Source organism: Phyllobacterium sp. 1468 (assembly GCF_031455525.1).
In the GTDB taxonomy this organism is placed as follows: Bacteria; Pseudomonadota; Alphaproteobacteria; order Rhizobiales; family Rhizobiaceae; genus Phyllobacterium.
Window position 1 is genome coordinate 1083694 of the sequence record NZ_JAVDSX010000001.1, and the last position, 24896, is coordinate 1108589.

21 protein-coding genes and 1 tRNA gene are annotated in these 24896 nt (G+C 56.2%); 12 read left to right on the forward strand and 10 right to left on the reverse strand.

What is annotated here, in order from left to right:
- Positions 1-390 precede the first annotated feature (390 nt).
- The 7 genes from J2X72_RS05160 to J2X72_RS05190 all read left to right on the forward strand — a co-directional run bounded on the left by J2X72_RS05160 (position 391) and on the right by J2X72_RS05190 (position 8845).
- The gene (locus J2X72_RS05160) at positions 391-819 is read left to right on the forward strand and encodes a heme-binding protein (protein WP_310069120.1); all 429 of its coding nucleotides are present in this window, start codon (positions 391-393) and stop codon (positions 817-819) included.
- A 303-nt stretch (positions 820-1122) separates the two neighbouring features.
- Positions 1123-1584: a 2Fe-2S iron-sulfur cluster-binding protein gene (locus J2X72_RS05165; protein ID WP_310069123.1), complete on the forward strand. Its 462-nt coding sequence runs from the start codon at positions 1123-1125 to the stop codon at positions 1582-1584.
- A gap of 1 nt (position 1585) precedes the next feature.
- Positions 1586-3844, forward strand: a complete 2259-nt coding sequence (locus tag J2X72_RS05170) for a molybdopterin cofactor-binding domain-containing protein (RefSeq protein ID WP_310069126.1) — start codon at positions 1586-1588, stop codon at positions 3842-3844.
- A gap of 9 nt (positions 3845-3853) precedes the next feature.
- Positions 3854-4483, forward strand: a complete 630-nt coding sequence (locus J2X72_RS05175) for a hypothetical protein (protein ID WP_310069127.1) — start codon at positions 3854-3856, stop codon at positions 4481-4483.
- 284 nt (positions 4484-4767) lie between these two features.
- A complete protein-coding gene (locus tag J2X72_RS05180; protein ID WP_310069130.1) occupies positions 4768-6468 on the forward strand; it encodes an FAD-dependent oxidoreductase in 1701 nt (566 codons plus the stop codon).
- A gap of 265 nt (positions 6469-6733) precedes the next feature.
- Positions 6734-8254 carry a mechanosensitive ion channel family protein gene (locus J2X72_RS05185; protein WP_310069132.1) on the forward strand — a complete coding sequence of 507 codons (1521 nt, stop codon included), beginning with the start codon at positions 6734-6736 and terminating at the stop codon, positions 8252-8254.
- A gap of 285 nt (positions 8255-8539) precedes the next feature.
- On the forward strand, positions 8540-8845 hold the full coding sequence (locus tag J2X72_RS05190; RefSeq protein ID WP_209998262.1) for a hypothetical protein: 306 nt from the start codon (positions 8540-8542) through the stop codon (positions 8843-8845).
- Positions 8846-9073: 228 nt separating this feature from the next.
- On the opposite strand, the gene J2X72_RS05195 is transcribed toward J2X72_RS05190, so the two are convergent.
- Together J2X72_RS05195 and J2X72_RS05200 are read right to left on the reverse strand one after the other, a co-directional pair.
- Entirely contained in the window at positions 9074-9439 is a 366-nt protein-coding gene (locus J2X72_RS05195; RefSeq protein ID WP_310069135.1) for a VOC family protein, read from the reverse strand.
- Positions 9440-9612: 173 nt separating this feature from the next.
- Entirely contained in the window at positions 9613-9846 is a 234-nt protein-coding gene (locus J2X72_RS05200; RefSeq protein WP_310069138.1) for a hypothetical protein, read from the reverse strand.
- A 449-nt stretch (positions 9847-10295) separates the two neighbouring features.
- On the opposite strand from J2X72_RS05200, the gene J2X72_RS05205 reads away from it, so the two are divergent.
- The 3 genes from J2X72_RS05205 (at position 10296) to J2X72_RS05215 (ending at position 12690) form a co-directional block, all read left to right on the forward strand.
- Positions 10296-11456, forward strand: coding sequence for a succinylglutamate desuccinylase/aspartoacylase family protein (locus J2X72_RS05205; RefSeq protein ID WP_310069141.1), 1161 nt, complete (start codon positions 10296-10298; stop codon positions 11454-11456).
- A 187-nt stretch (positions 11457-11643) separates the two neighbouring features.
- A complete protein-coding gene (locus J2X72_RS05210; RefSeq protein WP_310069144.1) occupies positions 11644-12318 on the forward strand; it encodes an SOS response-associated peptidase in 675 nt (224 codons plus the stop codon).
- Positions 12319-12333: 15 nt separating this feature from the next.
- A complete protein-coding gene (locus tag J2X72_RS05215) occupies positions 12334-12690 on the forward strand; it encodes a hypothetical protein (protein WP_310069147.1) in 357 nt (118 codons plus the stop codon).
- 18 nt (positions 12691-12708) lie between these two features.
- On the opposite strand, the gene J2X72_RS05220 is transcribed toward J2X72_RS05215, so the two are convergent.
- The 3 genes from J2X72_RS05220 to J2X72_RS05230 form a co-directional block, all read right to left on the reverse strand.
- Positions 12709-13548 (reverse strand): methyltransferase domain-containing protein, encoded by an 840-nt coding sequence (locus J2X72_RS05220; protein WP_310069150.1) that lies wholly within the window; start codon positions 13546-13548, stop codon positions 12709-12711.
- A 450-nt stretch (positions 13549-13998) separates the two neighbouring features.
- A tRNA-Arg gene (locus tag J2X72_RS05225) sits at positions 13999-14075 on the reverse strand.
- 105 nt (positions 14076-14180) lie between these two features.
- Positions 14181-14318: a GNAT family N-acetyltransferase gene (locus J2X72_RS05230; protein WP_310069347.1), complete on the reverse strand. Its 138-nt coding sequence runs from the start codon at positions 14316-14318 to the stop codon at positions 14181-14183.
- 409 nt (positions 14319-14727) lie between these two features.
- Here J2X72_RS05230 and J2X72_RS05235 point away from each other — a divergent pair, with 409 nt between their 5' ends.
- Both J2X72_RS05235 and J2X72_RS05240 read left to right on the forward strand, forming a co-directional pair.
- Positions 14728-15813, forward strand: coding sequence for a pentapeptide repeat-containing protein (locus J2X72_RS05235; protein ID WP_310069152.1), 1086 nt, complete (start codon positions 14728-14730; stop codon positions 15811-15813).
- The gene (locus tag J2X72_RS05240) at positions 15813-16505 is read left to right on the forward strand and encodes a nucleotidyltransferase domain-containing protein (RefSeq protein WP_310069154.1); all 693 of its coding nucleotides are present in this window, start codon (positions 15813-15815) and stop codon (positions 16503-16505) included. The genes J2X72_RS05235 and J2X72_RS05240 overlap by 1 nt, the downstream gene beginning before the upstream one ends.
- 93 nt (positions 16506-16598) lie before the next feature.
- Here the strand turns inward: J2X72_RS05240 and J2X72_RS05245 are convergent, their stop codons facing one another.
- The 5 genes from J2X72_RS05245 to J2X72_RS05265 all read right to left on the reverse strand — a co-directional run bounded on the left by J2X72_RS05245 (position 16599) and on the right by J2X72_RS05265 (position 24886).
- Positions 16599-17432: a DUF429 domain-containing protein gene (locus tag J2X72_RS05245; RefSeq protein ID WP_310069350.1), complete on the reverse strand. Its 834-nt coding sequence runs from the start codon at positions 17430-17432 to the stop codon at positions 16599-16601.
- Positions 17433-17437: 5 nt separating this feature from the next.
- Positions 17438-18394 (reverse strand): DUF5655 domain-containing protein, encoded by a 957-nt coding sequence (locus J2X72_RS05250; protein ID WP_310069157.1) that lies wholly within the window; start codon positions 18392-18394, stop codon positions 17438-17440.
- A 70-nt stretch (positions 18395-18464) separates the two neighbouring features.
- Complete coding sequence (locus J2X72_RS05255; RefSeq protein ID WP_310069160.1) at positions 18465-21218, reverse strand: helicase-related protein; 2754 nt, start codon at positions 21216-21218, stop codon at positions 18465-18467.
- Positions 21219-21222: 4 nt separating this feature from the next.
- Positions 21223-24183, reverse strand: coding sequence for an anti-phage-associated DUF1156 domain-containing protein (locus J2X72_RS05260; protein WP_310069163.1), 2961 nt, complete (start codon positions 24181-24183; stop codon positions 21223-21225).
- A 31-nt stretch (positions 24184-24214) separates the two neighbouring features.
- A complete protein-coding gene (locus J2X72_RS05265) occupies positions 24215-24886 on the reverse strand; it encodes a DUF3780 domain-containing protein (protein ID WP_310069165.1) in 672 nt (223 codons plus the stop codon).
- Between the last annotated feature and the right edge of the window lie 10 nt (positions 24887-24896).

Here is a 24896-nt window from a genome sequence, read left to right on the forward strand (position 1 = left end):
CAGAACGTACGCCAGGCTCGGTTGGCGAGCTTTGGCGTGCCGGTTAATTTAACCTCTTAATCCGCTCGCGTATAGACAGGCGAGAGTGCGCGTCGTGGGCCGGTGATACTGGTAGCTCTCCGATTGTAGTGGTGGACCGTCCCTAGCCAATCCATGATTGATTGGTAGCTGTCCTCCGCACCCGATTTACCTCTTTTTACCACGCAGACGCTGACTGTGGTGGTAGTTTCAAATCATAGACGCCTATCATACCGCCTTTCGATTAATTCGACCGAAGTGCCCACCAATCTGAATAAGCGCCTCGATCTTCGAAGACGCGACTTCCAAAGGACTGTGCCGCGCATCCATCCCTGTTCAGTGGGAAGCTCGATCAAAGAAAGGTCGCATACGATGCCACGAAGGTTCAACTCCCTCACGCTTTCAGACGCGAAGCATATGCTCGAAGGAGGCGAGGCAAAAGCTGTCAGTATCGGCATTGCCTACAATATCGCCATCGTCGATGCAGGCGGTGCGCTCATTGCGTTCAGCCGCCAGGATGGTGCGCTGATCGGAAGCATCGATCTCGCAATCGGCAAGGCAGTGACGGCCCGTTTATTCGACAAGACAACCGCCTATCTGAGCGAACTGGCGCAGCCTGGCTCGCCCCTCTTTGGTATTGCGCACAGCAATGGCGGACGGGTCATCATCTTCGGCGGTGGCGCTCCGGTGCGCATCGGCGGTGAAATCATTGGTGCGGTGGGCGCGAGCGCCGGAACGGTCGAACAGGATATTTCAGTCACCGAGGCGGCGATCGCGGCACTCAATTCAAGCAACGCCTGAACGATTCATGGGTATTGAAAGCGGAGCGCATCGCTAATCGCCCGCCTCGGCGCGCCTTCTCCTTGCTACCACTAGGGGCCACTTCCAGACATCGTGCTTGGGCGCCCCCTGGTGCGAGCCCCGCTTCATAGAGCCTATCGAACGGCCAATAGCCGACCGAAGACGGACCCCTCGTTGACCGTTGTCGATACTGAACCGCCGGTTAAAAGAGGTAAATTCTGACCAACTGTTCTTTGCAGCTCCGGAAGCCGCGAGTACGGTTGATGCCATAGCGAAGTCCTGGAAAATTTGGGAAGGCTTGCGATGTTTGATATCACGGTAAATGGCATTAGGCACCGAGTCGATGTGGTTCCCGAGATGCCTTTGCTCTGGGTTTTGCGCGATGAGCTTGGCATAACCAGTCCAAAATATGGTTGTGGAATAGCCCATTGCGGCGCCTGCACGGTACAGATTGATGGGGCAGCCGTTCGCTCGTGCCAGGCGCGCATAGCTGATATTGCGGGCAAGGCGATAACCACGATAGAAGCCGTCGGCAATGGCAAGCTGCACCCGGTGCAAGAGGCCTGGATCGAGCATCAGGTACCGCAATGCGGCTACTGTCAGACCGGCCAAATCATCCAGGCGATCTCGCTCCTGGAGATGATCCCCAATCCATCCGATGAAGACATCAATGAGGTCATGTCGGGCAATCTCTGCCGATGTGGAACGTATGAACGTATTCGTGTCGCGATCCACGCGGCCGCCGAGAAGATGGGAGGGAAATGAGATGGGCGAGATCCCAGGTCTTTCCCGCCGAGCCTTCATTTTCAGCACTGTCGCCGTCGCTGGAGGTGTCGCTTTCGGATCGTATGCTCGGGCGCAACAGCCACCTTCTTCCACTAATGCCACGAATCCGTTGGCATCAGGCCTCGGTCCGGATTCGGTTACATTCAATCCATGGGTCGAGATCAGTCCGGAAAGAATCACGCTCATTGCCCAGCATGCGGACATTGGTCAAGGCGTTGGTTCTATCCAGCCGCTCATGATCGCCGAGGAACTGGACCTCGAACCGGGCCAGTTTGAGATTCGTTTCGCCGGACCTAGTCCTGCCTATTTCAATAGCGGGTTCGCCCACGAACTTGCTCCATTCATGGCGGCAGACCAAAGTCCCGAAGCAGAGAAGGCACGCGGGGCCGCACTGGAATGGCTCAGGCAATCAGGCCTGCAGATGACCGGAGGCTCCAGTGCGATCCCGGATACCTATGAAAAGCTGCGCGTAGCGGGCGCAATTGCGCGAGAAACCCTGAAAGCGGCTGCAGCTCAGCGCAGCGGAGCCGCCGTAGGTGACTTACGCACCGAGGCCGGCAACGTGATCCTGCCGGATGGTACGAAAATCCCCTACGTCGAGCTTTCGGCGGGCGCGGCGAAGATTCCACCGGTAACGGACGTCAAGCTTCGTGACCCGTCGCAATGGCGATTGATTGGCAAGCCTATGGAACGGCTCGATATCCGCTCGAAAGTTACCGGCGAAATGAAGTTTGGCATCGATCGGACAATGGACGGCATGGTGTACGCAGCCGTCAAGCTGAATCCCAACAAGGGTCAGCCGATCAAGTCGTATGACGCGAGCAAAGCTCAGTCGATGCCGGGGGTACAGAAGATACTCAAGATATCGAACGGCGTCGCCGTGATCGCGACAAACAGCTGGTATGCCATGAAGGCGGCCGAGCTTGTCGATTGCCTGTGGGAGCCGTCCAAATACCCGGCTGAGCAAGCTGACCACTGGGACGTCGTGAGCTCCTCCTTTGCTCCGGAATTCCTCGGCAAGCAATGGCGCAACGATGGCGACGTCGGCGCTGGTTTGAACGAGGGCGCGCTTGTTGAGGCAGAGTATCGCGCCCCCTATGTCGGGCATCAACCATTGGAGCCGCTCAATGGCATAGGCATCGTTACCGATAAAGGAATGGAAATCTGGGTCGGTCATCAAACGCCGCAATCTGTGCAGTACATTGCCGCAAAAGCGATCGACATGAAGCCCGAGCAGATCACCTTCCATAACGAGTGGTCAGGTGGAAGTTTCGGGCACCGCCTTGAATTCGAGAATGTCCGAGTGCTTGCAGAGATCGCAAAGCAGCTGCCCGGAACGCCGGTAAAGCTCATCTTCTCGCGTGAGGAGGATTTCCGGCAGGATATTCCGCGGCAGATAGCGATGGGCAGGTATAGGGGAAGTGTCAAGGATGGCAAGATAATCTCGGCTGACTTTCAGGTGGCGGCAACTCCCCCATTCAAAGAGTTGCTGGGGAGGATGGGTTCGCCACCCAAAGACCCTGATGCTCAGCTCGCCGTCGGCATATGGAATGTATACTATGACATTCCGAACTATCGTGCGACGAGTTTCGAGGTACAGGGGCTATCTCCCTCCACCACATGGCGGTCGGTCGGAGCGTCCGCTAACGGCTTCTTTACCGAGAGTTTCATTGACGAATTGATTCATGCGGCGGGGCTGGATCCGCTCCTGGCACGCATCGATATTTGCAAAATCCCGATCTATCGAAAGCTCATGGAAACGGTGGGGCAAATGTCGAACTGGAAGGGACCGCTGGGAAACGGGAAAGGTCGTGGTGTCGCGTTTGTCGAGTCATTTGGTACAGCGGTGGCTGAGATCGTTGAAGTGACTATGACAGACGCGGGCATCAAAATCGACAAGGTCTGGGTGGCCGCTGATGTCGGCAAGGTTATTGATCCTGTCAACTTCGAGAATCTCGTTCAGGGCGGTGTCATCTGGGGCCTTGGCCATGCCATGAACTGCGAACTCACCTATGCCAAGGGAGCTGTCCAACAGACCAACTACAACCACCACGAGGCCATGCGCATGTATCAGTGTCCGGTGATCGAGGTGCGTGGCCTGGAGAACGATTATACGGTCAGGGGCATTGGCGAGCCGCCCGTACCGCCTGCGGCTCCCGCGCTCGCCAACGCCATATTCGCTGCGACCGGCAAGCGTATCCGCGAGATGCCGTTCAACAAGTTCATCGATTTCGTGTGAGGGCCCGCCATGAGGATAACTCTGATCGCGCTCACGTTTGCCAGTTCATCGATCTTCGCCCTGATGGGAATGGTTTTGGCTAAAGAGGAGGCGAAAGACGCGCTGCCGCCTGGCAGCATCAGCAGCGCCGAGGGACTGCAGGCCTGGAAGAGAATCGAAGCGGTGGTGACACACCCGCGTTGTGCCAATTGCCACGTCGACGCGCAGGCAATTCCGATCTGGACACCGGCTGGCGAAAGCAAGCCCCGAGTGCACGGAATGAATATTCATGGTGGAGAAAGCCGCATAGGGGCAGAGACAATCCCATGTTCGACGTGTCACGTCACTTCTACCACGCCGAACGACCCCGCACCGGCGCCTTTGCATGCAGGCATCGACTGGCAGCTTGCGCCGGTGGAATTCATCTGGTTTGGCAAGAGTGGCGCCGACATTTGTGCCCAACTGAAGGATCCCAAACGCAATGGCGGCCGCGACGCTGCCGGTCTCCTCGAGCATTTGAGGCACGACGCATCGCTTAGCGGATTTATTCCGAGAGCGTGGGCGCCTGGCGCTGGACGCACGACTCCGCCGGGAACCTTCGAGGATCACGTCAAAGACATGGCTCTTTGGGGAGCCGCTGGCCAGCCCTGTCCGGACTAGGCATGACTGTGATGCGTTACTGGCGATCGGCTGGGGCTATGCTATTGCTGGTTTGCTGGTTTCATCGGAGACCTCGTCGACGCTGCGTCGTTTCCCCAGGTGTCCGCCGAGGTGACTTTCCATGGGTCGTTCCGCGATAGCGTGGCCTCCAGGTTATGATGCGTGGAAAATGTCCGCAGGCAGAGAGCCCGCGGAAAGTGTTGGCTTTTGTCGCGCACAGGATAAACTGACGAGTTAATCGGGATGCCGTCGCCCACGAGCATAGCCGATATGGAGTTCACACGATGGCGATCAGCGATGCGCGGCGGGAGCAGGCATATCCAACACTTTCGGCTTTCCAAATCGGAATGGCTCGACGCTTTGCGAGCGGCGAGCCGTGTCGCTTTGGCCCTAGCGACATCCTCTATGAGATCGGCACCCGCAACGTACCTGCCTGGCTTATTCTAGAGGGCTCGGCCGATGCAATTCAGCGCGGTGCCGCTGGAAAGGCGTCGGTGATCGCCACTTACGGTCCCGGCCAGTTCACCGGTGAGACCAATCAGTTGTCTGGCCATGCATCGCTGGCATCGGTGGTCGCGGGCGAGACGGGCGTTATTGCGGTACCCTTTGATGCACCACATCTTCGCGCGCTAGTCATCGGGTCGGCGGATGTCGGTGAAGCGATCATGCGCGCCTACATCCTCCGTCGCGTCTCGCTGATCGAAGAAGGGCGGGTCGGCAGCGCAGGGTCAATTCTGGTTGGACGCCGGGACGCCCCCGACATCGTGAGACTGTCAGGATTTCTCACCCGCAACGGCTATCCCCACGCCCTTGTCGCCGCATGCGAGGTAGAGGGGCGCGAGCTCGTCGAACGGCTCGGCATCGCACCTGAAGAACTACCGTTGATGATTTGTCCAAACGGCACATTGCTCAGGAATCCGAGCGACGCGGATGCTGCGTCCTGTCTCGGCATCATGCCGGATCTCGATCCGAATATTGTCTATGACGTGGCAGTCGTCGGAGCGGGGCCAGCTGGGTTGGCCACCGCCGTCTATGGGGCATCTGAGGGACTTTCTGTTCTGGTTCTTGACTCGCGGGCTTTCGGCGGCCAGGCGGGCGCATCCGCCCGGATCGAAAATTATCTCGGCTTCCCAACGGGTATCTCCGGACAGGCTCTTGCGGGCCGGGCCTTCAATCAAGCTACGAAGTTCGGTGCCGAGCTAGCGATCCCGCTGACCGTCGGAAAGCTTTGCTGTTATGGACCTGAGTCTGAATCTCCATTTTCTCTAGAGCTCAGCAATGGATGTACCGCACGGGCACGCTCCATCGTGATCGCATCAGGAGCGCGCTACCGTCAGCCTGATATCACCAATGTCGAAGAGCTGGAGGGAGCTGGCGTCTCCTACTGGGCATCGCCGATCGAGGCCCGTCTATGTGCCGGAGAGGAAGTTACTCTCGTCGGCGGCGGAAACTCGGCCGGCCAGGCCGTCGCTTTCCTCGCACCGCAGGTCAGGCACTTGCATCTCGTGGTTCGGCGACCGCTCGAACAGACTATGTCCCAGTATCTGATCGATCGGATCGCGGCATTGCCCAATGTCGAACTCCATCTGGGCAGCGAGATTGTGGGCTTGCATGGCGACCGAGAGACAGGTCTGACCGGGGCCACCTTCCGCAACGTCCGAACCGGCGAGACGGAGGAGTGCGCGTCGCGCCATCTCTTCCTGTTCATTGGCGCTGACCCCAATACCAACTGGCTTGACGGCTGTGTCGCGCTCGATGAAAAAGGCTTCGTTCTCACGGGGGACCGCATCGGCCATGGGGAGCGACTGCCGCTCGAAACGAGCTGCCCTGGCATCTTTGCCGTTGGAGACGCACGGGCCGGGTCCACGAAGCGGGTCGCGGCCGCCGTCGGGGAAGGCGCGGCCGTCATTGCGCAGATCCATTCTTTCTTGGCGCGAAATGTAGGAGGCACGTCGACGCTGGCCTCTTCGCCGGTCCAAGTTTAGGCAAGTGCGAAATGAACCGAGCCGGCAACTGCTCGGCGGCGAAATATCGCCACCGAAGCGCTTTCAAAGTCAAACAATTTCAAAACTCCCCCGTCCCTGCAAAAGCCCCGCGGAGAAACTTTTCCTTTGAACATGCCGAAAATGGCTGTTTTGTTGTTGATCCGCGCTCCGGTTTGAAGAACTCCAACCAGGAGCGGCCGCTTGACCGCAGCGAGCGAGCGCTTCGTGAGAAGGGCGCTTGTAGGTGGAGCGGAAGCGTTCTAGCGTGCTTTTTAGAATGACGCTCTCCGACGTGATCACCGATCCCACTATTCAGGCCGGAACACTTGCGGCCGCGGGTGCATTTGTATCGAGGGTGGCGCTACGCAACAACCCGACATGGCACCTGATCTTTCAGGTTACGTTTTTTGTGGTTTTGACTGTGCTGCTGCTTTACCACGATATAGTGCCGTATCAGGCAGGCCCGCCCACGGCCTCCGGCGTCCAGAAAATATTCATTGGAATTGCTAAGGTCATCTGGTGGATCAACGCTGCGTGGGCCCTCGTTGGATTCGCACGCGTGTTCCTGATCTTTGAAAGACGTCCACGTGAGGGGCGGCTGATTCAGGATCTGGTCGTCGGCATCATCTATCTGGGCGCAGTTCTCTCCGTCGTCGCCAATGTCTTCAGCCTTCCCGTCGGCACACTTATCGCCACATCCGGCGTTCTTGCCATCATTCTTGGCCTTGCCCTGCAGAGTACTTTGAGTGATGTCTTTTCCGGCATCGCACTTAATCTCGGAAGGCCGTATGTCATCGGCGATCTTATCGTGCTTGGCGATGGCACCGAGGGCAGGGTTGTCGAAACCAATTGGCGGGCAACGCATCTTCTCAACAGCAAGAACGACCTCGTGATCCTGCCAAACAGCGATCTTGCCAAGGCAAGGTTGATCAATATGAGCAGCCCTGACCGGAGCCACGGCGTGAGCATCGCTGTGCGCTTTTCGCCCACCGCAGCGCCGGCGGCTATTCTGGATGTCATGCGCTCGGTTCTATTGAGTTCCACCACGATATTGAATTCTCCCGAGCCAGGTATTCAGATCAAATCGCTCGATGGTTCGGCGGTTGAGTTGGAACTGTCGTTTCGGGTGGCCGATATCGCTAGGGCCGGAGCGGCGCAGAACGAAATATATGATCTGGTCTATCGGCATAGTATGGCAGCCGGCATACCGTTAGCGTCAGCCATAGGCGAGCATGACTCCCTGCCGGCCAAGGACACGCCGTCCAGCATGCGCTCAACACAAATGCGGTTGCTCGATGCGATCCCACTCTTCAAAACACTCACCGAGGACGAAAAGGAAGTATTAGCCAACGCCATGTCGCGCCGGACCTTTCACAAAGACGACGTTGTTGCCGAACAGGGCTGCGAGATGAAATCATTGGTGATAGTTCGGACGGGTGTTCTGGTCGTTACTCGCAAGGAACCACATCGGCAGCTGGAATTGAACAGGCTCGCGCCTGGGGATTACTTTGGCGAAGCCAGCCTACTGACTGGAGCTGGAGAGACTGGTACCGTGCGTGCCCTTGCCTATACTGTCGTTTACGAGATCGCCAAGTCCACATTGGCCCCGCTGCTGCACGATCGACCAAGCCTGGTAGAAGAACTCGGTCTTATTCTGTCGCGGCGAGCCGAAGCCGAGAAGCATCTCTTCGGTAACAGTGCGGAGATTGCGGGCATTCATGCAGTGCCGGGCTTGGTGAAAAGAATCCGGCATTTGTTTGAGATTTCTCACGTGGAACGTCAATAACCTGAATTCGTAAATCGCGCGTGACGCAGACCCGCTGGTTGTCCCCGACTATTTATAATTTGGCAAAAACTGGGATGAAAGAGGCCTAACGAACGACTGCTTCGCGGCCGCATCTCGGCCGTCGACCACGCCAGAGAAACCTAATGAAGAAGACGCACGAACGCTTGGTTCAGCCGTGAAGCGGCAGTATCCACGAAATTCCAGGATGGCTGTGAAAAAGTTGTGTTGACGGCATTATCTAGTCGAGCGACATTTGCGGCTCGTAGCAATGCAAGAGGAAAGAGGATGGACGAGGCAAACCGCTGGCGCCAAATGGCGAGCGCGCCGAAAGACGGAAGTCGAATCCTTGTCACAATCCGCCCTTCAGAACAGGGGCCGGCAGAAGTTGATCTCGCTTATTGGTCTAATGGCGACCAGTTCGGTTCCGAAGGTTGGCGCGCCTCTGATTCCTCGCCTGGCCGCATCGTCGAATACGCCGAACCGGAGTTGAAGTGCTGGATGCCGATGCCCTCGGCTAGTCTGGATCGCACTTTGATGCCTCCACCCTGGGAAGGCGATGACGCCAAGCAGCTCGACGGTTCGGGAATCTAACCACGCGTGTCGACGCAACGTCTGCTTTGCGCCTTCGCTTTCGCCCTTCAAGCCGTCCGACGATTCCTGAAAACTGCTGGTGCGCTTAAGCTACCGCAATGTCCATGACGAGGTGGCTTCCGGCCGCCCGCTTGGGGTCAAAGACGGTAGAAATCCATCGTCGGTGGAACGTGGCATGACATGAGGAGGCGCATCAAAACCGACAGCCGCCATCAGTTTGGGCCAGGCTCAATCCTTCTTGAACTCGAATAGCTCGATGACATTGCCAGAGGGATCTTCAACCAAGATGGCGCGGCCGGCACCGCCGTCGCTGATTTCGCCGCGGAATCTCGCATCAGCCCGGCGCAACCGCTCAATGAGGACTTCGATCTCGTTCGTAACGATCATAAATCGGTTCCATCCGCCCGGCTTCGGATTGCCACCCGCCTGACCACCGCTCCCCGCGCCTGGGGCGCTGAGATACAGCGTCAAGTCCTGGCGCAGCAGCGCGGCGAACTTGCCCGGATTGTGCTTGTCGACCTTGAAATCGAGATTGTCTCGATAGAATGCGACTGCCTCGCTGACGTCCGCAACGATGTATCGGACAGATGCCATTTAACCTTCTCCGGCTGTCTTAGAGAACAACGGTTAACTCGTGCAAAGGTTTCCTGCCGGTGGCCCTGAGTGCAGAGCGGGCTGTCTGGACGCCAACGTAGTCGGATTGAGGTTTTGGACGCGGGTCGTATTCGGCGGCGTTTTTGACAGTTCATGTGACCGACATGGGGTCGCTAGCCGCCGGACCGTAACGCGCCCTGATACTGGCCGTCAAGCAGGCCCGATCTGTCGCCCACAATCCAAACCAGAAGCGGTTCGGCAACGGCTGGAACCAGCAGCCTGCTCTCGCAAGGTCGATGGGACAGCAGTTGCATCGTGATGCTGCTCCACGCAATACCGCCGCCCTGCAACAGCAATTTCCCGTGGACGTAATCTTTCAATGAATCGGGCGATGTCCGTTCCTGCATCCCAGATTTGTATCTGGCTATGGCATTCCTGCCTGCCGGTTCCGGCGTCAAGCCAAGCGCTTTGTCATCAACTCCAACCGAAGCGTCGATCCGCTCGGCAGCGGCAATTCGAAGGCGCCTTTTGAGCGATAACCAGAAGCCGCGTAGAAGGACACGGCAGGTAGAGTTGATGTCAGCTCGGCCTTCAAGAAGCCTGCCCGCTGCGCGGCAGCTTCGCTGACGCCAAGCAAAAGGGCACCGACGCCTCGACGAGCTACTGGAAGCTTTCAGGCGTTCTTCCGATCACTCCAGCGTGTAGATCAAGTTTTTCAGAATTCAAGGTGTCCCTTTGCGAAGAGACCTTCGGGAGAACGCACCTTCCTCTGACACAAAGGTGTGCAGGACACATTTGCAGTGTTGTGTTAAATGGATGCGATCGATGTATCGTCCGGAGGATCTTGCCATGACAGATGAGCCTGGATCGTCGCGATTTCATGCTCGCAACCGTCGGCGGCGCCGCGGCGTCGATTGCTCTTGCTTCGGATCATGCTTCGGCACAAACCGCGACGGCCAAGTTGGCGGGAGGAACGGTTTACACGGGCGATACCGTGGACGGAAAGCTGGTCGTCAGCACGCTCGGCGTTGCCGACCTTGAGCTGGGGAAGCTCCACCGCCTCTACTTCCGCGGTGTCAAGGGCCCCTCGGGCCAGCCCTGGCTTGTGTCGGTTGCCGTCCTGCGGGGAGCGAAACCGGGCAAGCGCGTCACGCTGGTGAGCGGCGTCCACGGCGACGAGATGAGCTCGATCCACGCCGTCCAGACCATCATCAAGGGGCTCGACCCGGCCGCGATGAGCGGCACCGTCATGGCGGTCTTCGATGTTTCCCGCCCTGCGATCGAAAGCATGGGCCGGCGCTGGCCGAACTCCGGTCGCGGTGCGGACCTGGTCGATCTCAACCGTGTCTGGCCGGGCGACGAGAATGGGCCGGGCGCGCCGGCGCGCCATGCCGGTCTGCTGTTCAATCGGCTGATCCGTCCGAACTCGGACTATGTCCTTGATTTTCATACCGCCGGGACGGGCCTCGATGCCGCAGCGTTTCACTTGGCGAAAATGGACGTGCCTGAGGTCAGGGCCATGGCGGAACTCTTTCCGATCGACCAGATCTTCGACAATCCCGGGTATCCCGGTCTTCTGACGGACGCCCTCGATCAGGTGGGTATTCCAGCCTTCACGCCCGAGATCGGCAATGCCCGGCGCCTTGATCTGACGATGATCCCTCTCTTTGTGGAGGGCACGATGAACGTGCTCAAGCTCCACGGCATCATCGACGGCCCGATGAGACGCACCGGACGCGATACGAGGATTTTCGTGGGCAACAGCCTCTTCCCGGTTCTTGCGACTGCAGGCGGCATTGTCGAACATCTCGTGAAGCTTACGGACACGGTCAGCCCCGGCCAGAAAATCGCAATCCAGCGCGATATGTTCGGCGAGATTGTCGCGGAGTATACCAGTCCGGTCGATGGTGAGATTGGCGGTCTGCGGAGCGACGCCACGTCGGAGCCCGGCAATGTGCTCGCCTTCATTCTGTTCGATCAGGCGACGTCGAGCGGGGCTGAAGCCTACCCGGAATAACGCGCAGCCGTCTGCGGTTGCCTGCGAGAAATGGAAGCTCATATCCCGCATGATCGTGTCCGCGCGGCACCGCAGGTCGGCGATGGCATCGTCCCGGGTCGCGGCGCTTGCTGATCGCGTATGCGGTGTTTGCGGATCGCGGGAAATGAATAGGATCGGTGCCAGGAACAAGCTGAGAGATTAGCCCATGTGCAACCTCTATAACGTCACCACCACCCACGAAGCGATGCGGCAGTTGTTTCTGCCGATCAACGACCTGACCAATCGGTTGACACCGCAGATGGATGTCTTTCCCGACTATCCTGCCCCGATTGGTCGCAAGGACGCCAACGGTGACCGTGAACTGGCAATCGCCCGTTGGGGCATGCCGACACCGCCGCAGTTTCTGAAAGGCGAAGTCGATTACGGTGTGACCAACATTCGCAACTTGAAATCACCGCACTGGCGCGACTGGCTTGGTCCGGCAAACCGTTGCGTTGTTCCGGCGACGAGCTTTTCCGAGTATGGTCCTCACCCCGATCCTGTTACCAAAAAGAAACCATTGCACTGGTTTGCCCTCAACGAGGAAAAACCGCTATTCTGGTTCGCGGGCATCTGGACGAGCTGGTACAGCGTGCGGAAGAAGAAGGAAGGGCCGGTCCAGGCCGATATCTTCGCGTTTCTGACGACCTTTCCGAATGCCGTCGTCAAACCGATCCATGAACAGGCGATGCCGGTTATTTTGCGCACCACGGAAGAAATCGCCATTTGGATGGATGCACCGGTTGAGGAAGCGCTGAAGTTGCAACGGCCCCTGCCCGATAATGAACTGATTGTTTTGCCACAACCGGAGGCAGAGGAAGAACAGCCTCTACTGCTCTGATCGGAGGAGTGAGCCATGCCATGGAAAGTCAGGTTCCGCGATAAGAATTTCATAGGAAATGAAGGCTGGGATGTAGAGTTTGAATTGGAGGTCAGGGAGGCTTTGACGGATGCGCAAGAGCTTTCCGGCTCTGCGGAAATCGTCAATCATGTGCAGGGCGAACATATTGACGACGTGACCATTCACGAATCCTCGGATCCCAACGAGTTCCCGTTTAACGGCGTCCATGGTCATCATCCGGAACTCGGTGAGGTATTTCTGTTCTCAGGCGTACCCGATGAAGGTGAGGGACAGTTGATCGCACTTTATAGCGCAACAGACTTCGGCGACCCGCCATTCAACGACGAGCGGTTCACGGGTGACGGTTCATGACGAACTTCTGACCTGGGCCTATACCCGAACACCCAAACTGAGCACCCACATTTCGCGATAGCAGAAGCCGGGGTCCGAAATCAGGCGCTCTGGATCTTCTCCGACAGCTTGCCATTGCCGATGATCCGCTTCCGGCAGGTCGCGGGTTCGGGCCAGCCCGGATAAGAATGCTAGATTGTTGCCGATGTATTCGCGCTCCACAACCCGCAATGGTTGGCGGCGCTCGGCCACCGTTGTGATGGCGGAAACGTTCTCAAGGCCCGCCGCACTAAACCAGGCTGACAAGCGAGTTCCCCTCATGGCGCCGGAGATCTGTGTATCGTCAGATAGCGCATCGAGCAGGCGCCACACAAGTTTGGGGTCCTGGGGTTGATACTGCCAAACCGAGATGTCGACCTCCTTCACGGCAACAAGCCCGCCGGGTCTTACGACGCGGCGGAACTCCTCGATTGCCCGGGTGAGTTGTTCGTCACTCAGATACTGGGTGGAGTTCGCGCTCCATACCGCATCGAACGTGCCCGTCTCGTACGGCAGCGCGGTCATGTCGCCAATTCTGGTGTTTATCGGGCAGGCCAACCGTTGGCTTGCAATCAAGGTTTCGATTGCTTCAATATTTTCCTGCGCCAAATCCAGGGCCTCGATATGTCCCTCGGCACCCAGCAATTCCGCCATCAAAGGCAGGAAGACACCATTCCCTGCACCTGCGTCGAGCACCGACCAGCCGGGTCGGATGCCGGCAGCGCGAAGAGTGGCATCATACTCGTCCTTCAGCGCAAGGTAATGGACGTCAAGGTGTCGGCCGGCGCTGAGTTTGTGCCCAGCCGATGTAATTTGTTCGGAATTTGAGGCGTTGTTCATTTGTCCCCCAGGGTCGTTGAATAACGCGCTCATGGGCATGCCTTGTAGTGCAGGTTGGCCTGCGTGCGCCCTTCCTATGTTATACAATCCGGCTCGCAACTCATATCTTTATATGAATGTGGGAAGAAATATCGCCAACCCAGTTCGTCAACAGCCATCAGAACGGCCGGATCGGCGAACTCTTGCCAAAGGCCTATATCCGCGCGCCCAAAATCATTCGGAAGTGACGCCCTGCGAATAGATTTCGATGAGGATCCGCAAAATGGGCGGAATGTTGTTGGCGCTCGCCATCGCTGTCGCGATCGGGTAAATGAAAGATTTCATAATTATCCCCCTGGCCTTATCAAATTCGCAGAGGCCCGAGACTCCGTCAATCCACGTGTCTTGTGAGTATTTGGTGAGTGTAGGATTTTGAAGGGGTGGGGAAACTATCCTAAAGCCTAGAAAGACTGGCGCACCCGACAGGATTCGAACCTGTGACCTCTGCCTTCGGAGGGCAGCACTCTATCCAGCTGAGCTACGGGTGCTGATAAGGCGTTGACCCTATATGCGCGAAGCGTTTCTAACCGATGCGGCCCGCCGCTTCAATGGCGAATTTCAGTTGTGCGTCGGGAAATGGAGGGCATTCATCGTCACGCTTGATCAGGACGTTTGATGATGGCGAAGTTCATCTCGGAGCGCACGCGAAAACCCATCGCCTTGTAAAGCGAAATGGCGGGCGTGTTTGTGGCATACACATGGAGGTAGGCAAGCTCATTCCTTGCCGAAATCTCGCCAGCGACAAAGCGGGACTCGCCGTCGTGATGTCAATTGTCGCTGATGCGAATGCGAACACGGCGCCCATGACGGAACGCCGGTGATGAGCCCGAGATTGGGCGACAGGTTAAGCAGCCCGGAAATGACGCCCCGCTGGATGTGCCGAAGATGTGGCCGTTTGCCAAGATTGACTAATTCAAAACCGGCAGGATAAAGACGTTCCTGTCAAAAACTGTTGCATGCGAGAGATTCGCATTCGCGAGTGTATAAAGGCTGACGATTTCGATAATCAAGCTTTTCAAATTTAAGAGGCATCGACTTATGATGTTGTCGTTTAGTTTTTTGAACGATAGGTAGTAAATCAGAAGAGTTTCCCGTTTGACTAGCTAGAGACCCCTTTCGAGTATGAGGCGATAAATTGCGATGGTAGCAACCCAACGACCAACAAATAAGAGCGGTGTTGGAGCTGTCCGAGAAAAGAGGAGCGGTAGCTTCTTTGAGCCAATATACGATCCAACTGATACACAACCCTTTCCCGAAGATACTTGGCCAAAAACCCCGAATCAACGAAAAGATCATGTCACCTTAACGAGTGGTAAGTTTCTGAAGACATGGCAACGCGACGAGAAAATCGTCATTTCGAATGTGATCTTCGACAAATGTGATTTCCTTGGCGATTTCACCAGCGCAACCCCTACATTCAAAAACTGTGAGTTTGATCGTTGCGATTTTGGCCTAACGAAGTGGCGCCGCGCAAAATTTAAGGGATGTAAATTCTACCGCTGCTCATTAACGTTAGCGACCTTTGAGGGATGTGAATTTCGAGATTGCAAATTCAGCGAGATAGGCCTGTCAGGCAACGAAACCCTTCTGATCGGATCGACTTTCACCAATCCTGCTGAGTTTATTAACGCTGCTTACGTCTGCGTTGATGAAGAAACTCTCAAAACGAGGGGTAGAGGCGTTATCCGGCAATATCAAATAATGAGATTGGAAGGAACACGGGCAACAGTTGCACGTGCAATAATGAACAATATGATGACCTATGGGGACGAAAAAACTTACTACAAAAGCATAGAGCTATACCAAAATATTTCGATAAAAGCTAAGATCATGGAAGTTAAATATAAACTTTCTGAAAACACTGGCTTAGACGAATCCGTAATTAATATTATAGACCTCGTAACGTTATGCTTTGAAAGTGTAATAATAAATATTGCTGGAAAATTGAATAATTGGGGCGCAAGTATTGCTAGGCCAACATTGATTGGTGCGTTGCTTATCGCTATTTTTGCTTTCCTATATTGGGTATCTGGTATACGAGAAACATTCTTAGGAGCTTTGTCTGCGAGTATAGACATAACGTTGCTGATTGGGTATACCAAACATGCTGCAAATAACTTGACATCTGGAACTAAATTTGTGTTCTCACTTAACATGATTTCTGGGTTGATATGGTATTCAATTTTTCTTCCGACCATTATCAATAGAGTGAGTCGAGTGCGATAGTGAGTATTATTGCGCAATACCTATTCGGCAGTCATGCTCGCATGGATTATTCCGATGAGTCCGATATTGATGTCCTCGCAGTTACTGATCAGGACCACTTCGATATGTTTAGCCGTGGGAGGTTGAACGTGTCGTTTTATCCCGCTCAAAAGTTGATTGCGGACGCACGCGAGGGCGCTCTTTTCGCGATGCACATTATAAGGGAGGCGGTTGTCACCTACGACGACGCGGATTTCCATAGTAAATTATTGGATAGCTTCGTGTATCGCAAAGACTATAGCAGGGAGATTAAATTAGCTTCCGACTTGGCACGGTTCCTGCTGCGTCATGCTAGGGATTTTAAAGATCAAGCGTTTCTAAATCGGCGAATAAATTGGTGTGTTCGGACGATCTTAATTGCCGTATCTGCCGAGAGCGAGAAACCAGTATTTAGCCGCCGGGAACTATGTCAACTTACGGATTTTCCACATGCAGAGTATCTTCTAAGTCTAAAGAATAATGAAAAGGTTGATTATGCTCGTCTGAGGTTGCTTTCTCAATTTCTGGAAAGGTTCGGACATGCTGCTCCAATAGCGGTTGTAACAGGAAGTGCGATAGATGAATGGAAACACTTTCGCGATACCCGCAATAGTGTTGCCCTAAAGACATTTGGACAGATGGGGTTCGACGCAACAACCGAAATTTATACTTAGGAGACGATGCACCCGACATCAAGTGGGAATAGCAGCTCCCATTCACAGATGAATACGGGCACCCTTTGCGCATGGGGTTAACTTAATTCCGCATCAGCGCTGAGCGCGACCGTCTACGGGCACCCCAATCTCCCGTGCCTTTGCAACTATCCGATCATGAACTCCATCGATGGCAGGTGCGATCATGTAGCCGGACTCTAAATCGCCAATCATCATCGATTGTTCCCGCGGTGCGGTTAGCCAATGCATTCCTACCAAAGCGCAGATCATAGCATCGAGTTTGTCCTGATCAGCCTTTCTGGGCAGTGGGAGGGATCGGTTCGCGTTGCACCAATCTTCGATCTGCTCTATCGCTGCAAGCGTGCCGAAACGCCTGATGGTCTCAATGACATCGTGCCAATGTGTAAGTTGAAATGTCTTCCGCCGTTGCGGATTATAGCGAGGACCTTTGAGACGATCGCAGAATGCGCTGTTCAATCCTGCCAGCGCCAACGCCGGGAACACCTCCATGATGTATAAACCGGCAGACGCAGCACGCGCCGCTTCAGGGTCTTCGATTGCGCCGAGCGCCTCCTTGAATTTCCAAATGGGAGCGGCATCGTCGAACATTCCAATTTTCGACCGGTTAGCAGGTTGAACGCCTCCGCCAATCCAAGAGACTAGGGATCCAGCAATGCGATCTACCGGCCGCAAACTATTCAGATTGGGAACGATTGTCGGTTGATCGATCCCGACAAGACATAGCTCCGTTCGCTTCTGCTCATCGTGGATGATATCGAGCGCTTGCGCGAACGAGGCGAGTTGCGGTTCGGAGTAGATCAGCTTTCCGTCAGAATTGGACCGAATGACACACACTGCTCCTGGAGCCTTCGGCTTGTCGGTCCAGGCAGAATCGAAGCCGATGACGGAGAAACGGTTCGGCTTCATTTTGCTCACGACCCTTCGTATGCGCGTCGGAATAGCGGTTGCGCCTTTTCAAAATCGGCCATTAATTTCAATGAAAGCTCGAGATCGCCGGTGCCGTGATGCCCTACGCTTGTAACATCGCGCGAAAACCCAGGTTTCAGATCGACCGTAAAAGGATCCAGCCGGACATAAGCGGTCAGCGTCCTGGCCTGAGGATAGATTTGCAAGCAGGTGAAGTTCTTGATGCGTTTGAACGCAGTATATTGCTTCAATTCCTTAACCTGGACGTCATCGCCCAGCCCAATCAGGAACTGGTGGACTGCCTCATAAAGGTCTCGGAGTTCTGACGAAGACTGGGAGAGCTTGTGTGCCATCCGGTTGGCCCAGTATGGATCAGAGGCACTGTTACCGTCGTCATTTGTTATCTGAGGGTTTGATGGCTTGTTGGTCGAAGATTGGGATAGGTTAATTCTGGCGACTTTAGGTGTGTGCACTAGCTCCATCATGAGCAGATCGTCGCCAAACCGGCGGTATCGAATAAGTTCGATGTTGCGGGCAATTTGCTTAACCGCATGTTCGTCATATTTGGTAAAGTCGCCAGCAATGCAGAGGAGACGCGGAGCCGACCAATCAACATTCTTCGCTGCCTCTGCTCCAAGCTTCTCCAAGACTAGCCACTGAAACTCCTTGCGATGGTCCAGCAGCCAATCCAGATAAAAGAGCCCCTGATTGATAACGTTCTCGTTGACGGCGCGTTTATACTCAATGATGACCGGGCAGTCGTCCTCATCAAGACCAAGTGTATCGATCCTTCCACCATGAACGGAACCGGTCGTGTGTTCTGACGCTAGAAAGCGAATGCCAAGCAACGATTCTAAATTGGTTTCGAATAATATTTGTAACGACTTCTCTACTTGGACGGCCGTGCCGGCAAGTTCGTGCATCTGTCCGGCATTGAAATGAAATAGCTTAATGTCACTCACTAGATATCCTTTAGACTAGCCCATTTTGGCCGGACGTAGACGCAGTCCTCAGTTGGATGGAATCGATTTTTTACGGCCAGCCCCGGCGCATCCATTCATCGAGGTCTCTCGAAGACAGAACACGCTCGGTGTATTCCCAATCCAGCCCACGGTCGTCTGCCACGTCTCGAAGGTAGCGCAATTCCATCGGCGGCTTGGCCTTCTCAACTCGCTGAGAGAAATTCTTTACAGCCTGCCTATCTTGCAGAACCGCGTCGATCCATTGATCTTCGAAGCCATCAGGCAGCTGCCCCAAGACCGAGAAGATATCGCCAAAACGATCCGATAAAGCCGCATAAACATCGTCTTCTACAGTTCCGGCATAGCGCAAGTTCAATACATGAACTTCATCTCGAACTTGGCCTATCCGTTGGACGCGACCCTTTCGCTGTTCAAGCCGTGAAGGGTTCCACGGAAGGTCGACGTTCACTTGTGCGCCGAGTCTTTGGAGATTGAGACCTTCACAGGCAGCATCTGTGGCACACACAAGCCGTATATCGCCCCGCTGAATCGACCCCTTGATCTGTTCGCGTGCAGCCGTGCGGCGATCCACTCCACGTTGAACGAAAGACGCCGATCCGCCAGCATAAAGTGCAACAGGTTCATCTGGAAACGCAGCGCAGAGAGCTTCGAGAATCCACTCGGCCGTAGTTCGATACTGACTAAAAATAATTGCGCCGTTTAGTTCCAGCCAACGGCGTTCCCTTAGATAGTGCAAGATCACCTGCACTTTAGGATCAACATCGCTCCCATCCACGACGGCCGCAAGGTTACGTTCGACCTCGCGTAAGAAATGGATCTCTTGTGGATCAGGAGGAGTGTCATCGGTTGGCGTTGCTTCATCCCCGATTTCATCTTCGGGAATAATTCCGGTGTCGATGCGGTTTAGGAGGTGGCGTGCTGTTTCCAAACCTGCTCGTGCGGACGAACCAATCCGCCGCAACAAAATCGTCTTTAAGAATCCCGCACCCGGCCGGCGCGCAGCGTAGATACGGCTGAAGTTTTCCGCAGCTTCGTAGGCTGCGGTGAAAGCAAGACCCATAACGAGGCCCTGTCCGTTGAAGAACGATGCTGACAGGCCATCATCTGAGCGGGGGTGGGTGATCACGCCGATCCGCTTCAGCAGACCGCGTTCTTCAAGCATCGGGCGCGTTCGACGCACAATTCGACGGACAATTGGGTTGTGCTGCTCGGCCAGCGTATTGAAATCCTGCAGAAAGTCATCGCGCACATCTGGTCCGAGTTCGTCGAAGCGCGGTCCAAGGACCTCTCTTCCATGCAGTCGGGCATCGTTTCGCACATCACGAAAAACAGAATGTTCTGATGCGGGAGGCAATGGATTTCGGAACAGGCCCCAGCGGGAAGTCTCGTTTTGAGGCCAAGGGCGTTCGCCTGTCAGCAACCGTATTGAATCATCCCGCATCCATTCGCCGCCATCGAAGGGGGTGCCGAGCACCTGCGGCGCACCCTGGCTCAGGGCGGCGATGATGTCCCACAGTTCGACGGCGTCAAGCTGGATCGGGGTCGCGGTGCCGAGAATCACATTTGTCGCGTTCCGCGCCACCTTGTGCAGAAAATCCAGCAGGTTGTTACGCGTCGCCGTGGTATGCCCGCGGCGCGTTTCTCGCGAAGCACGCGCCTTGTGGGCTTCATCGAGAATTACGACACCGAAGGACTTCTTTGTCAGCGTCCCCCGTTCACCGTTGTCGTCGCCATTTACGATTAATCCCGTTGAGACGATTCCGATGCGCCAGGGACATCGGGCTACAAAGCTCGGATCTCCCTTTTGCGTCAGCGGACGGCGCTCACCGTCAAGCCAGCATTTCTTTTGGGACGACCAGACGGCGGCGGGGATGCCGAGTTTGTCTTCGAGCTCTTCCTGCCATTGCCAGATCAGAGTTGCCGGCGCGAGGATCAGCACTGGCTTATCGTCCAGCATCGAAAGAACCAGTGCAGCGGCAGCCATGGAGAGCGTCTTTCCGAGGCCGACATCGTCAGCGATCAGAAAACGTGCTTGGCCATAAAGCCGGTGATCGTCGACGCAGGTCTGGACAAAGCGCTTCTGCCAAGGCCGGAGGATTTGGCCGCCCTTGTATATCGGTCGTTCGGCTAGGACGGCATCAGGTGAGATCTCGCCGGTCGCGTCTCGAGCGTCTTCAATGGAGCGATACTCCGTCCGGCTCGCCATAGCCGCGACGTGTTTCACAACCGCATCGGGAAGATCGACGCCCTGTGCCCAGAAGTGTTCGAACTCGTCGCGCACCCAATCGGCAGCGGCCGGGTCTTCATCACCCCAGATAATTTCATAGGCGTGGCGCAACCCAGAGGCGGAATCGTTCATGCTACCGACAAAGGAAAAGACTTTGCCGTCGGCATGTTCAATCACGCCAGCCTTGCCATGAACGAATACGTTGTCACCGTCGCGCGGCACCACGCGCACCTTCATGCGTCGAGAACCCAGCAGATCGTGAAGGCGGCGATAGCGTTCACGCGCCAACAGGAGATCAAGACCGTCCTCCGTTGATTGCCAGCTCGAAACCAGCGTCTGCGCCAGCGCGCTCTGCCCGTCGCGTGCCGCTTTAGCGACCTTCACATCAAACGGGTCCAAATCGCCGTTACAGACGACCCGAATTTCGCCGACCGTATCGAGCGCTTCGCCGACGACTTCAAGAAGTGACGATCGGAAATAGCCCGCGATCCGCAGATAGCGTGTAGCGCCGTTGAGCCGCTCGCCCAGAACAGTGCCGAGCGCTTGACGCCGCGAGGAAAAGCGCTCGATACCCATGCCGCTACACCCGATCGAGCTTCATGGCTTCGGCAAGCTCGTGTGCGGCGGCGCTTTCCTCTGGCCGGGTATGCTTCGTCTTTGCAGCGACGTAGGCGGCTAGGGCGATTAGCTTTTGGCGCCGCTGCCAATAGTCAACGGCATATTCCGTCCGAAGGGTGGTGACGCCGAGCTTAGGATCGCCCTTTTCGAGAGTTTTCCAGATGGCAAATAGAACCTGCCGGAGTTGCGTGGCAAAGAAGCCCTCGCCACCGAGCTTGGCCCCCTTAAGGTCCGCCGCGCCGGCCAGTGCGGCGGCATTGGCTGTAGTCGACGCCATCACGCTGGTATAGTCGCCGAACGCGAAGCTCTTCGCGAAATTCTGGAAATCGGCGACCTTAGCCGAGCCCTTCGACTCCATATCGAGCATCCGAACATAGAAGCGTTCGGGCGCGCCGAGATCGCTCCACATATCCCGCGGGAAGTCGGTCGGAACCAGCATACCGTTCGCCACCTGAGCGGCGTAATCGACCAGATCTCGGATCATGGTGCGCTCACCCTTGGCGAGCTTGCGATAAAGGTCGCGATCTAGCGGCTGGCGATCGATCGTTGAATAGGACGTCACCACCTGAAGAGCGGCGGCATAGGCCGCAAGCGTCAAATCGCCGTCGGTATAGAGTGTCTCGGCGGTCCACGCCTCGTCGAGAGCGTTGAGGCGGTCTAGCTGCGCCCGGACGGCGTCTTCGATCTCAGCTTCGATCTCCATGCGACGTGCGTTAGCTTCTTTTAGCCGTTTGCGCAGCACGAGGCAGACAGTCCCTTGGACGTAATTGCCTTCTTTAAGGGAGCTTTCCGTCTCAGTGACGATGTTCCAAGCCGCAGACACTCGGAGGCCAGCGGCCCAGAGGATGGACCCAAGATCGGCCCAGACACCAGCATCCTGATGGGTGAACATTACGACTTGTATGCCATTGTCTGGCATGTGGCGAGTCATGGCGGCGTAGGCGGCAACCATGTCGCGGCGAAATTGCTCGTCTTTCCCCTTAATGGCGAGGCTTCGTTGCGAGTCCCAAATCCAAGCGGCAAAAGGGCTAGGCGGCCGTTTCCTAAGGGCGGCGATAAAGAACTCAGTTATCTCATGATAGTTTACCGCATCTGCGTATGGTGGATCCGTTACAAATAGATCGCTTTCAACAGAACAATTCATCGCTGCAAAGTTATCTACCTGTGTCTTTGAAGTAATATGGAAATTCGTAACTTCGTATCGGCTAAGATAAGCGAGAATTTCGTAGCTGCTACGTTCGCCGTAGTTAACCTGGGGGTTTAGAGCTTGATTGTCAAAAACCTGTCCGACTTTTTCAGCTGTTACAGCTACCCCCGGCTTCCCGGGGCTACCAGGTGTCCATCGGCAGAGTTTCGAGCTGCGGTCCAAAGATTTTGCGATCTGCAGCAGTTGTTCGGGTTGCCCTGCAGTAGCCTCGCGAAGTTTAGAGATTAAGAGCAAATGTCTTGAGCTGAACAGGTGATGCCAATGTGTCCAGCCTCGTGTCCGAATTGGCTCATCTGTCTTATCGCCCGGCTCTATTGCCATGTCAGATATGAGGCCCTCTGCCTGCCACGAGGGCAGGTTCTCGCGAACGATAGCCTCGACCTGCCGCTCGCGGGCGATATCGTCCTCGGTGATGGTCGCGAAATAGGTTTCTTGTCGACCTTTGCCGAGACTATCCTTGATTATCCACTGGATCGCATAGAGCCGTTCCTGCCAAATATCGTCCGCGCGCGGGATAAAATCCGACTTCGTCCATAGTCGTAGGCGATTGCGGTTCACTCCTTCCGCATCGCGATAATCACCCCGGATCGTTTTGATTTCCACGCCGGAGCGCTCGGGGTTCATGGGGTGAACCAATCGCCCATCCCGTGCGGTTCCTCGCTCGGCCTCAGCCACTTCGGCGCTGGAGGCACCGGTGACGACCTCGATATGATAACGCTTAGTTTCCTGATCCGGCACGAGCTTCGCTACCACGTTGCGCGTCTTTGAGATCACCCAAGAAGGCGCCATCGGCACCATCCAACCAGTCTTAGGACAGCGGGTTTCGAGGCAATAGAGAAAGGCTTTTGCCCGATTACCATGCTTGTCGTGCTCGATTCCAAGTCGCGTCATCTCTGCGTCCACGGCGACGGCGACTTTCTTTTGCGCACCCTCAATTTCTGCGCGCTTTTCCGACGACGCCCCGATGATATTGAACGCTCCCCAGGTGAGCATGCAGGCTATGGGGTTGAGGTCCGAAGCATAGACATCGCAGCCGATACGCGCTGCCTCAAATGGGATCGACCCGCCACCGCAGAATGTGTCCGCCACTTTCGGTCGACGGCCAAAGCGAGCAACGCCCAATTGCTCGACAAGTTCAGGAATCGAGCGCGCGTTCGTGCCGAGATGCCGGTTAACCGCCGGCCAGATGCTGACCAACAACTCGGACTCATCGCATTCCTCCGGCCGGCGCACATGCTTCAGCCGGTCGGCATAGGGGAGGCTAGCAAAGGCTTCCGCAACGCGCACCTGCCGCTCGACCTCCGTAACATCCTCGCGCCACGCGTGCCGGCGCCCGAGTTCCTCAGTGACTAGCTCGGCATAGGCCGGGAATAGCCGGGCGAATTCCGAGGCGCTCCCGCCAAAGCGCCGGGCGAAGGCGTCGTCGTCCATCGCCATCAGCTTCAAAAAGATATCGAGATCCGCGGTCGGATTACCGGTGGCGGGCAGGAGGCTGCCTAGCACCACAGCGCGCACGAGAATCAGAGGCTTGCGGCCCTTCCAATAGGACCCGAGGGCCGTCAGCGTCTGACCGGCGCCGGCCTTCCGCTCCTTGTAAGCTTCCGCCGAAATGCGTCCGACCGGAAACTCTGCCTCAATGAAAGAAGGGGCATCCTTCAGCGAGAACGGTGCGAGGCCTATGGCATCCACTTGTCTGGTGGGGGCGATTACAGTCATCGAAACTCCGGATCTGATTGGCGCTGCGGGCTTATTCGGCAGGCAGGGACGGGGCGAAAAGGAAACCCGGATCATCCGGCGTTGATTTCTTAGGCTTCGCACGCTTAGGCTTTCCGCCATCCGCTGCATACCCTTCGTTTGTGCGGGGAGACAGGGTGCCGCGCCCAGCGACCGCGCCGAGGTGGAAGGCGTCGTTCCGCGTGCCGAAGCAGAGCGCGCAGCGCAAAGCACCCCGCCAGCCCATCCCATATTGATGCGCAAGGCCGGTCGCCGCCGCCGTCATCGTATAGAGCCACCAGCGTTCTTCGGCCTTCAGGCCGATCCAGTTGCGGATCGCCACGACGGTTTCTTCGGGCTTCACGTCGGCCAGTTCAACCGCCCAAAGCAAGACTAGGAGCTCCTTACCGAGGAGCCGCTGAACGGCAGTTTCATCCGCACCCCAGCGCCCGGCAGGTTTGTCCTCTGTCTTCAGCCGGCGATTGAACTCCGAACGCAGCTCTGGTGAGATAATATCCCAAACTTCTCGCGAGGTCTCGCACCGCATAATCGTTTCCGGCGCCCACTGGACTTCGCGCTCTGTCGGCGGTCGCCCGAAGACCTCGAAGACCTGCACCTTCGCGTCACGCCCCTTCGTCAGGCGCACGAGATAGCCATGTTCCTGGTAGATATCGGCGCAATCAAAGTTCGGGGTGACGGTTTTCATGAGCTACACC

Excerpts from the sequence above, each read along its gene's own strand:
- J2X72_RS05235 (WP_310069152.1), top strand. The coding sequence starts at position 14,728 with ATGGTAGCAACCCAACGACCAACAAATAAGAGCGGTGTTGGAGCTGTC.
- J2X72_RS05175 (WP_310069127.1), top strand. The coding sequence starts at position 3,854 with ATGAGGATAACTCTGATCGCGCTCACGTTTGCCAGTTCATCGATCTTC.
- J2X72_RS05200 (WP_310069138.1), bottom strand. The coding sequence starts at position 9,846 with ATGCAGGAACGGACATCGCCCGATTCATTGAAAGATTACGTCCACGGG.
- J2X72_RS05255 (WP_310069160.1), bottom strand. The coding sequence starts at position 21,218 with ATGGGTATCGAGCGCTTTTCCTCGCGGCGTCAAGCGCTCGGCACTGTT.
- J2X72_RS05180 (WP_310069130.1), top strand. The coding sequence starts at position 4,768 with ATGGCGATCAGCGATGCGCGGCGGGAGCAGGCATATCCAACACTTTCG.
- J2X72_RS05215 (WP_310069147.1), top strand. The coding sequence starts at position 12,334 with ATGCCATGGAAAGTCAGGTTCCGCGATAAGAATTTCATAGGAAATGAA.
- J2X72_RS05170 (WP_310069126.1), top strand. The coding sequence starts at position 1,586 with ATGGGCGAGATCCCAGGTCTTTCCCGCCGAGCCTTCATTTTCAGCACT.
- J2X72_RS05190 (WP_209998262.1), top strand. The coding sequence starts at position 8,540 with ATGGACGAGGCAAACCGCTGGCGCCAAATGGCGAGCGCGCCGAAAGAC.
- J2X72_RS05210 (WP_310069144.1), top strand. The coding sequence starts at position 11,644 with ATGTGCAACCTCTATAACGTCACCACCACCCACGAAGCGATGCGGCAG.
- J2X72_RS05195 (WP_310069135.1), bottom strand. The coding sequence starts at position 9,439 with ATGGCATCTGTCCGATACATCGTTGCGGACGTCAGCGAGGCAGTCGCA.
- J2X72_RS05160 (WP_310069120.1), top strand. The coding sequence starts at position 391 with ATGCCACGAAGGTTCAACTCCCTCACGCTTTCAGACGCGAAGCATATG.
- J2X72_RS05220 (WP_310069150.1), bottom strand. The coding sequence starts at position 13,548 with ATGAACAACGCCTCAAATTCCGAACAAATTACATCGGCTGGGCACAAA.
- J2X72_RS05165 (WP_310069123.1), top strand. The coding sequence starts at position 1,123 with ATGTTTGATATCACGGTAAATGGCATTAGGCACCGAGTCGATGTGGTT.
- J2X72_RS05245 (WP_310069350.1), bottom strand. The coding sequence starts at position 17,432 with ATGAAGCCGAACCGTTTCTCCGTCATCGGCTTCGATTCTGCCTGGACC.
- J2X72_RS05205 (WP_310069141.1), top strand. The coding sequence starts at position 10,296 with ATGAGCCTGGATCGTCGCGATTTCATGCTCGCAACCGTCGGCGGCGCC.
- J2X72_RS05260 (WP_310069163.1), bottom strand. The coding sequence starts at position 24,183 with ATGACTGTAATCGCCCCCACCAGACAAGTGGATGCCATAGGCCTCGCA.
- J2X72_RS05265 (WP_310069165.1), bottom strand. The coding sequence starts at position 24,886 with ATGAAAACCGTCACCCCGAACTTTGATTGCGCCGATATCTACCAGGAA.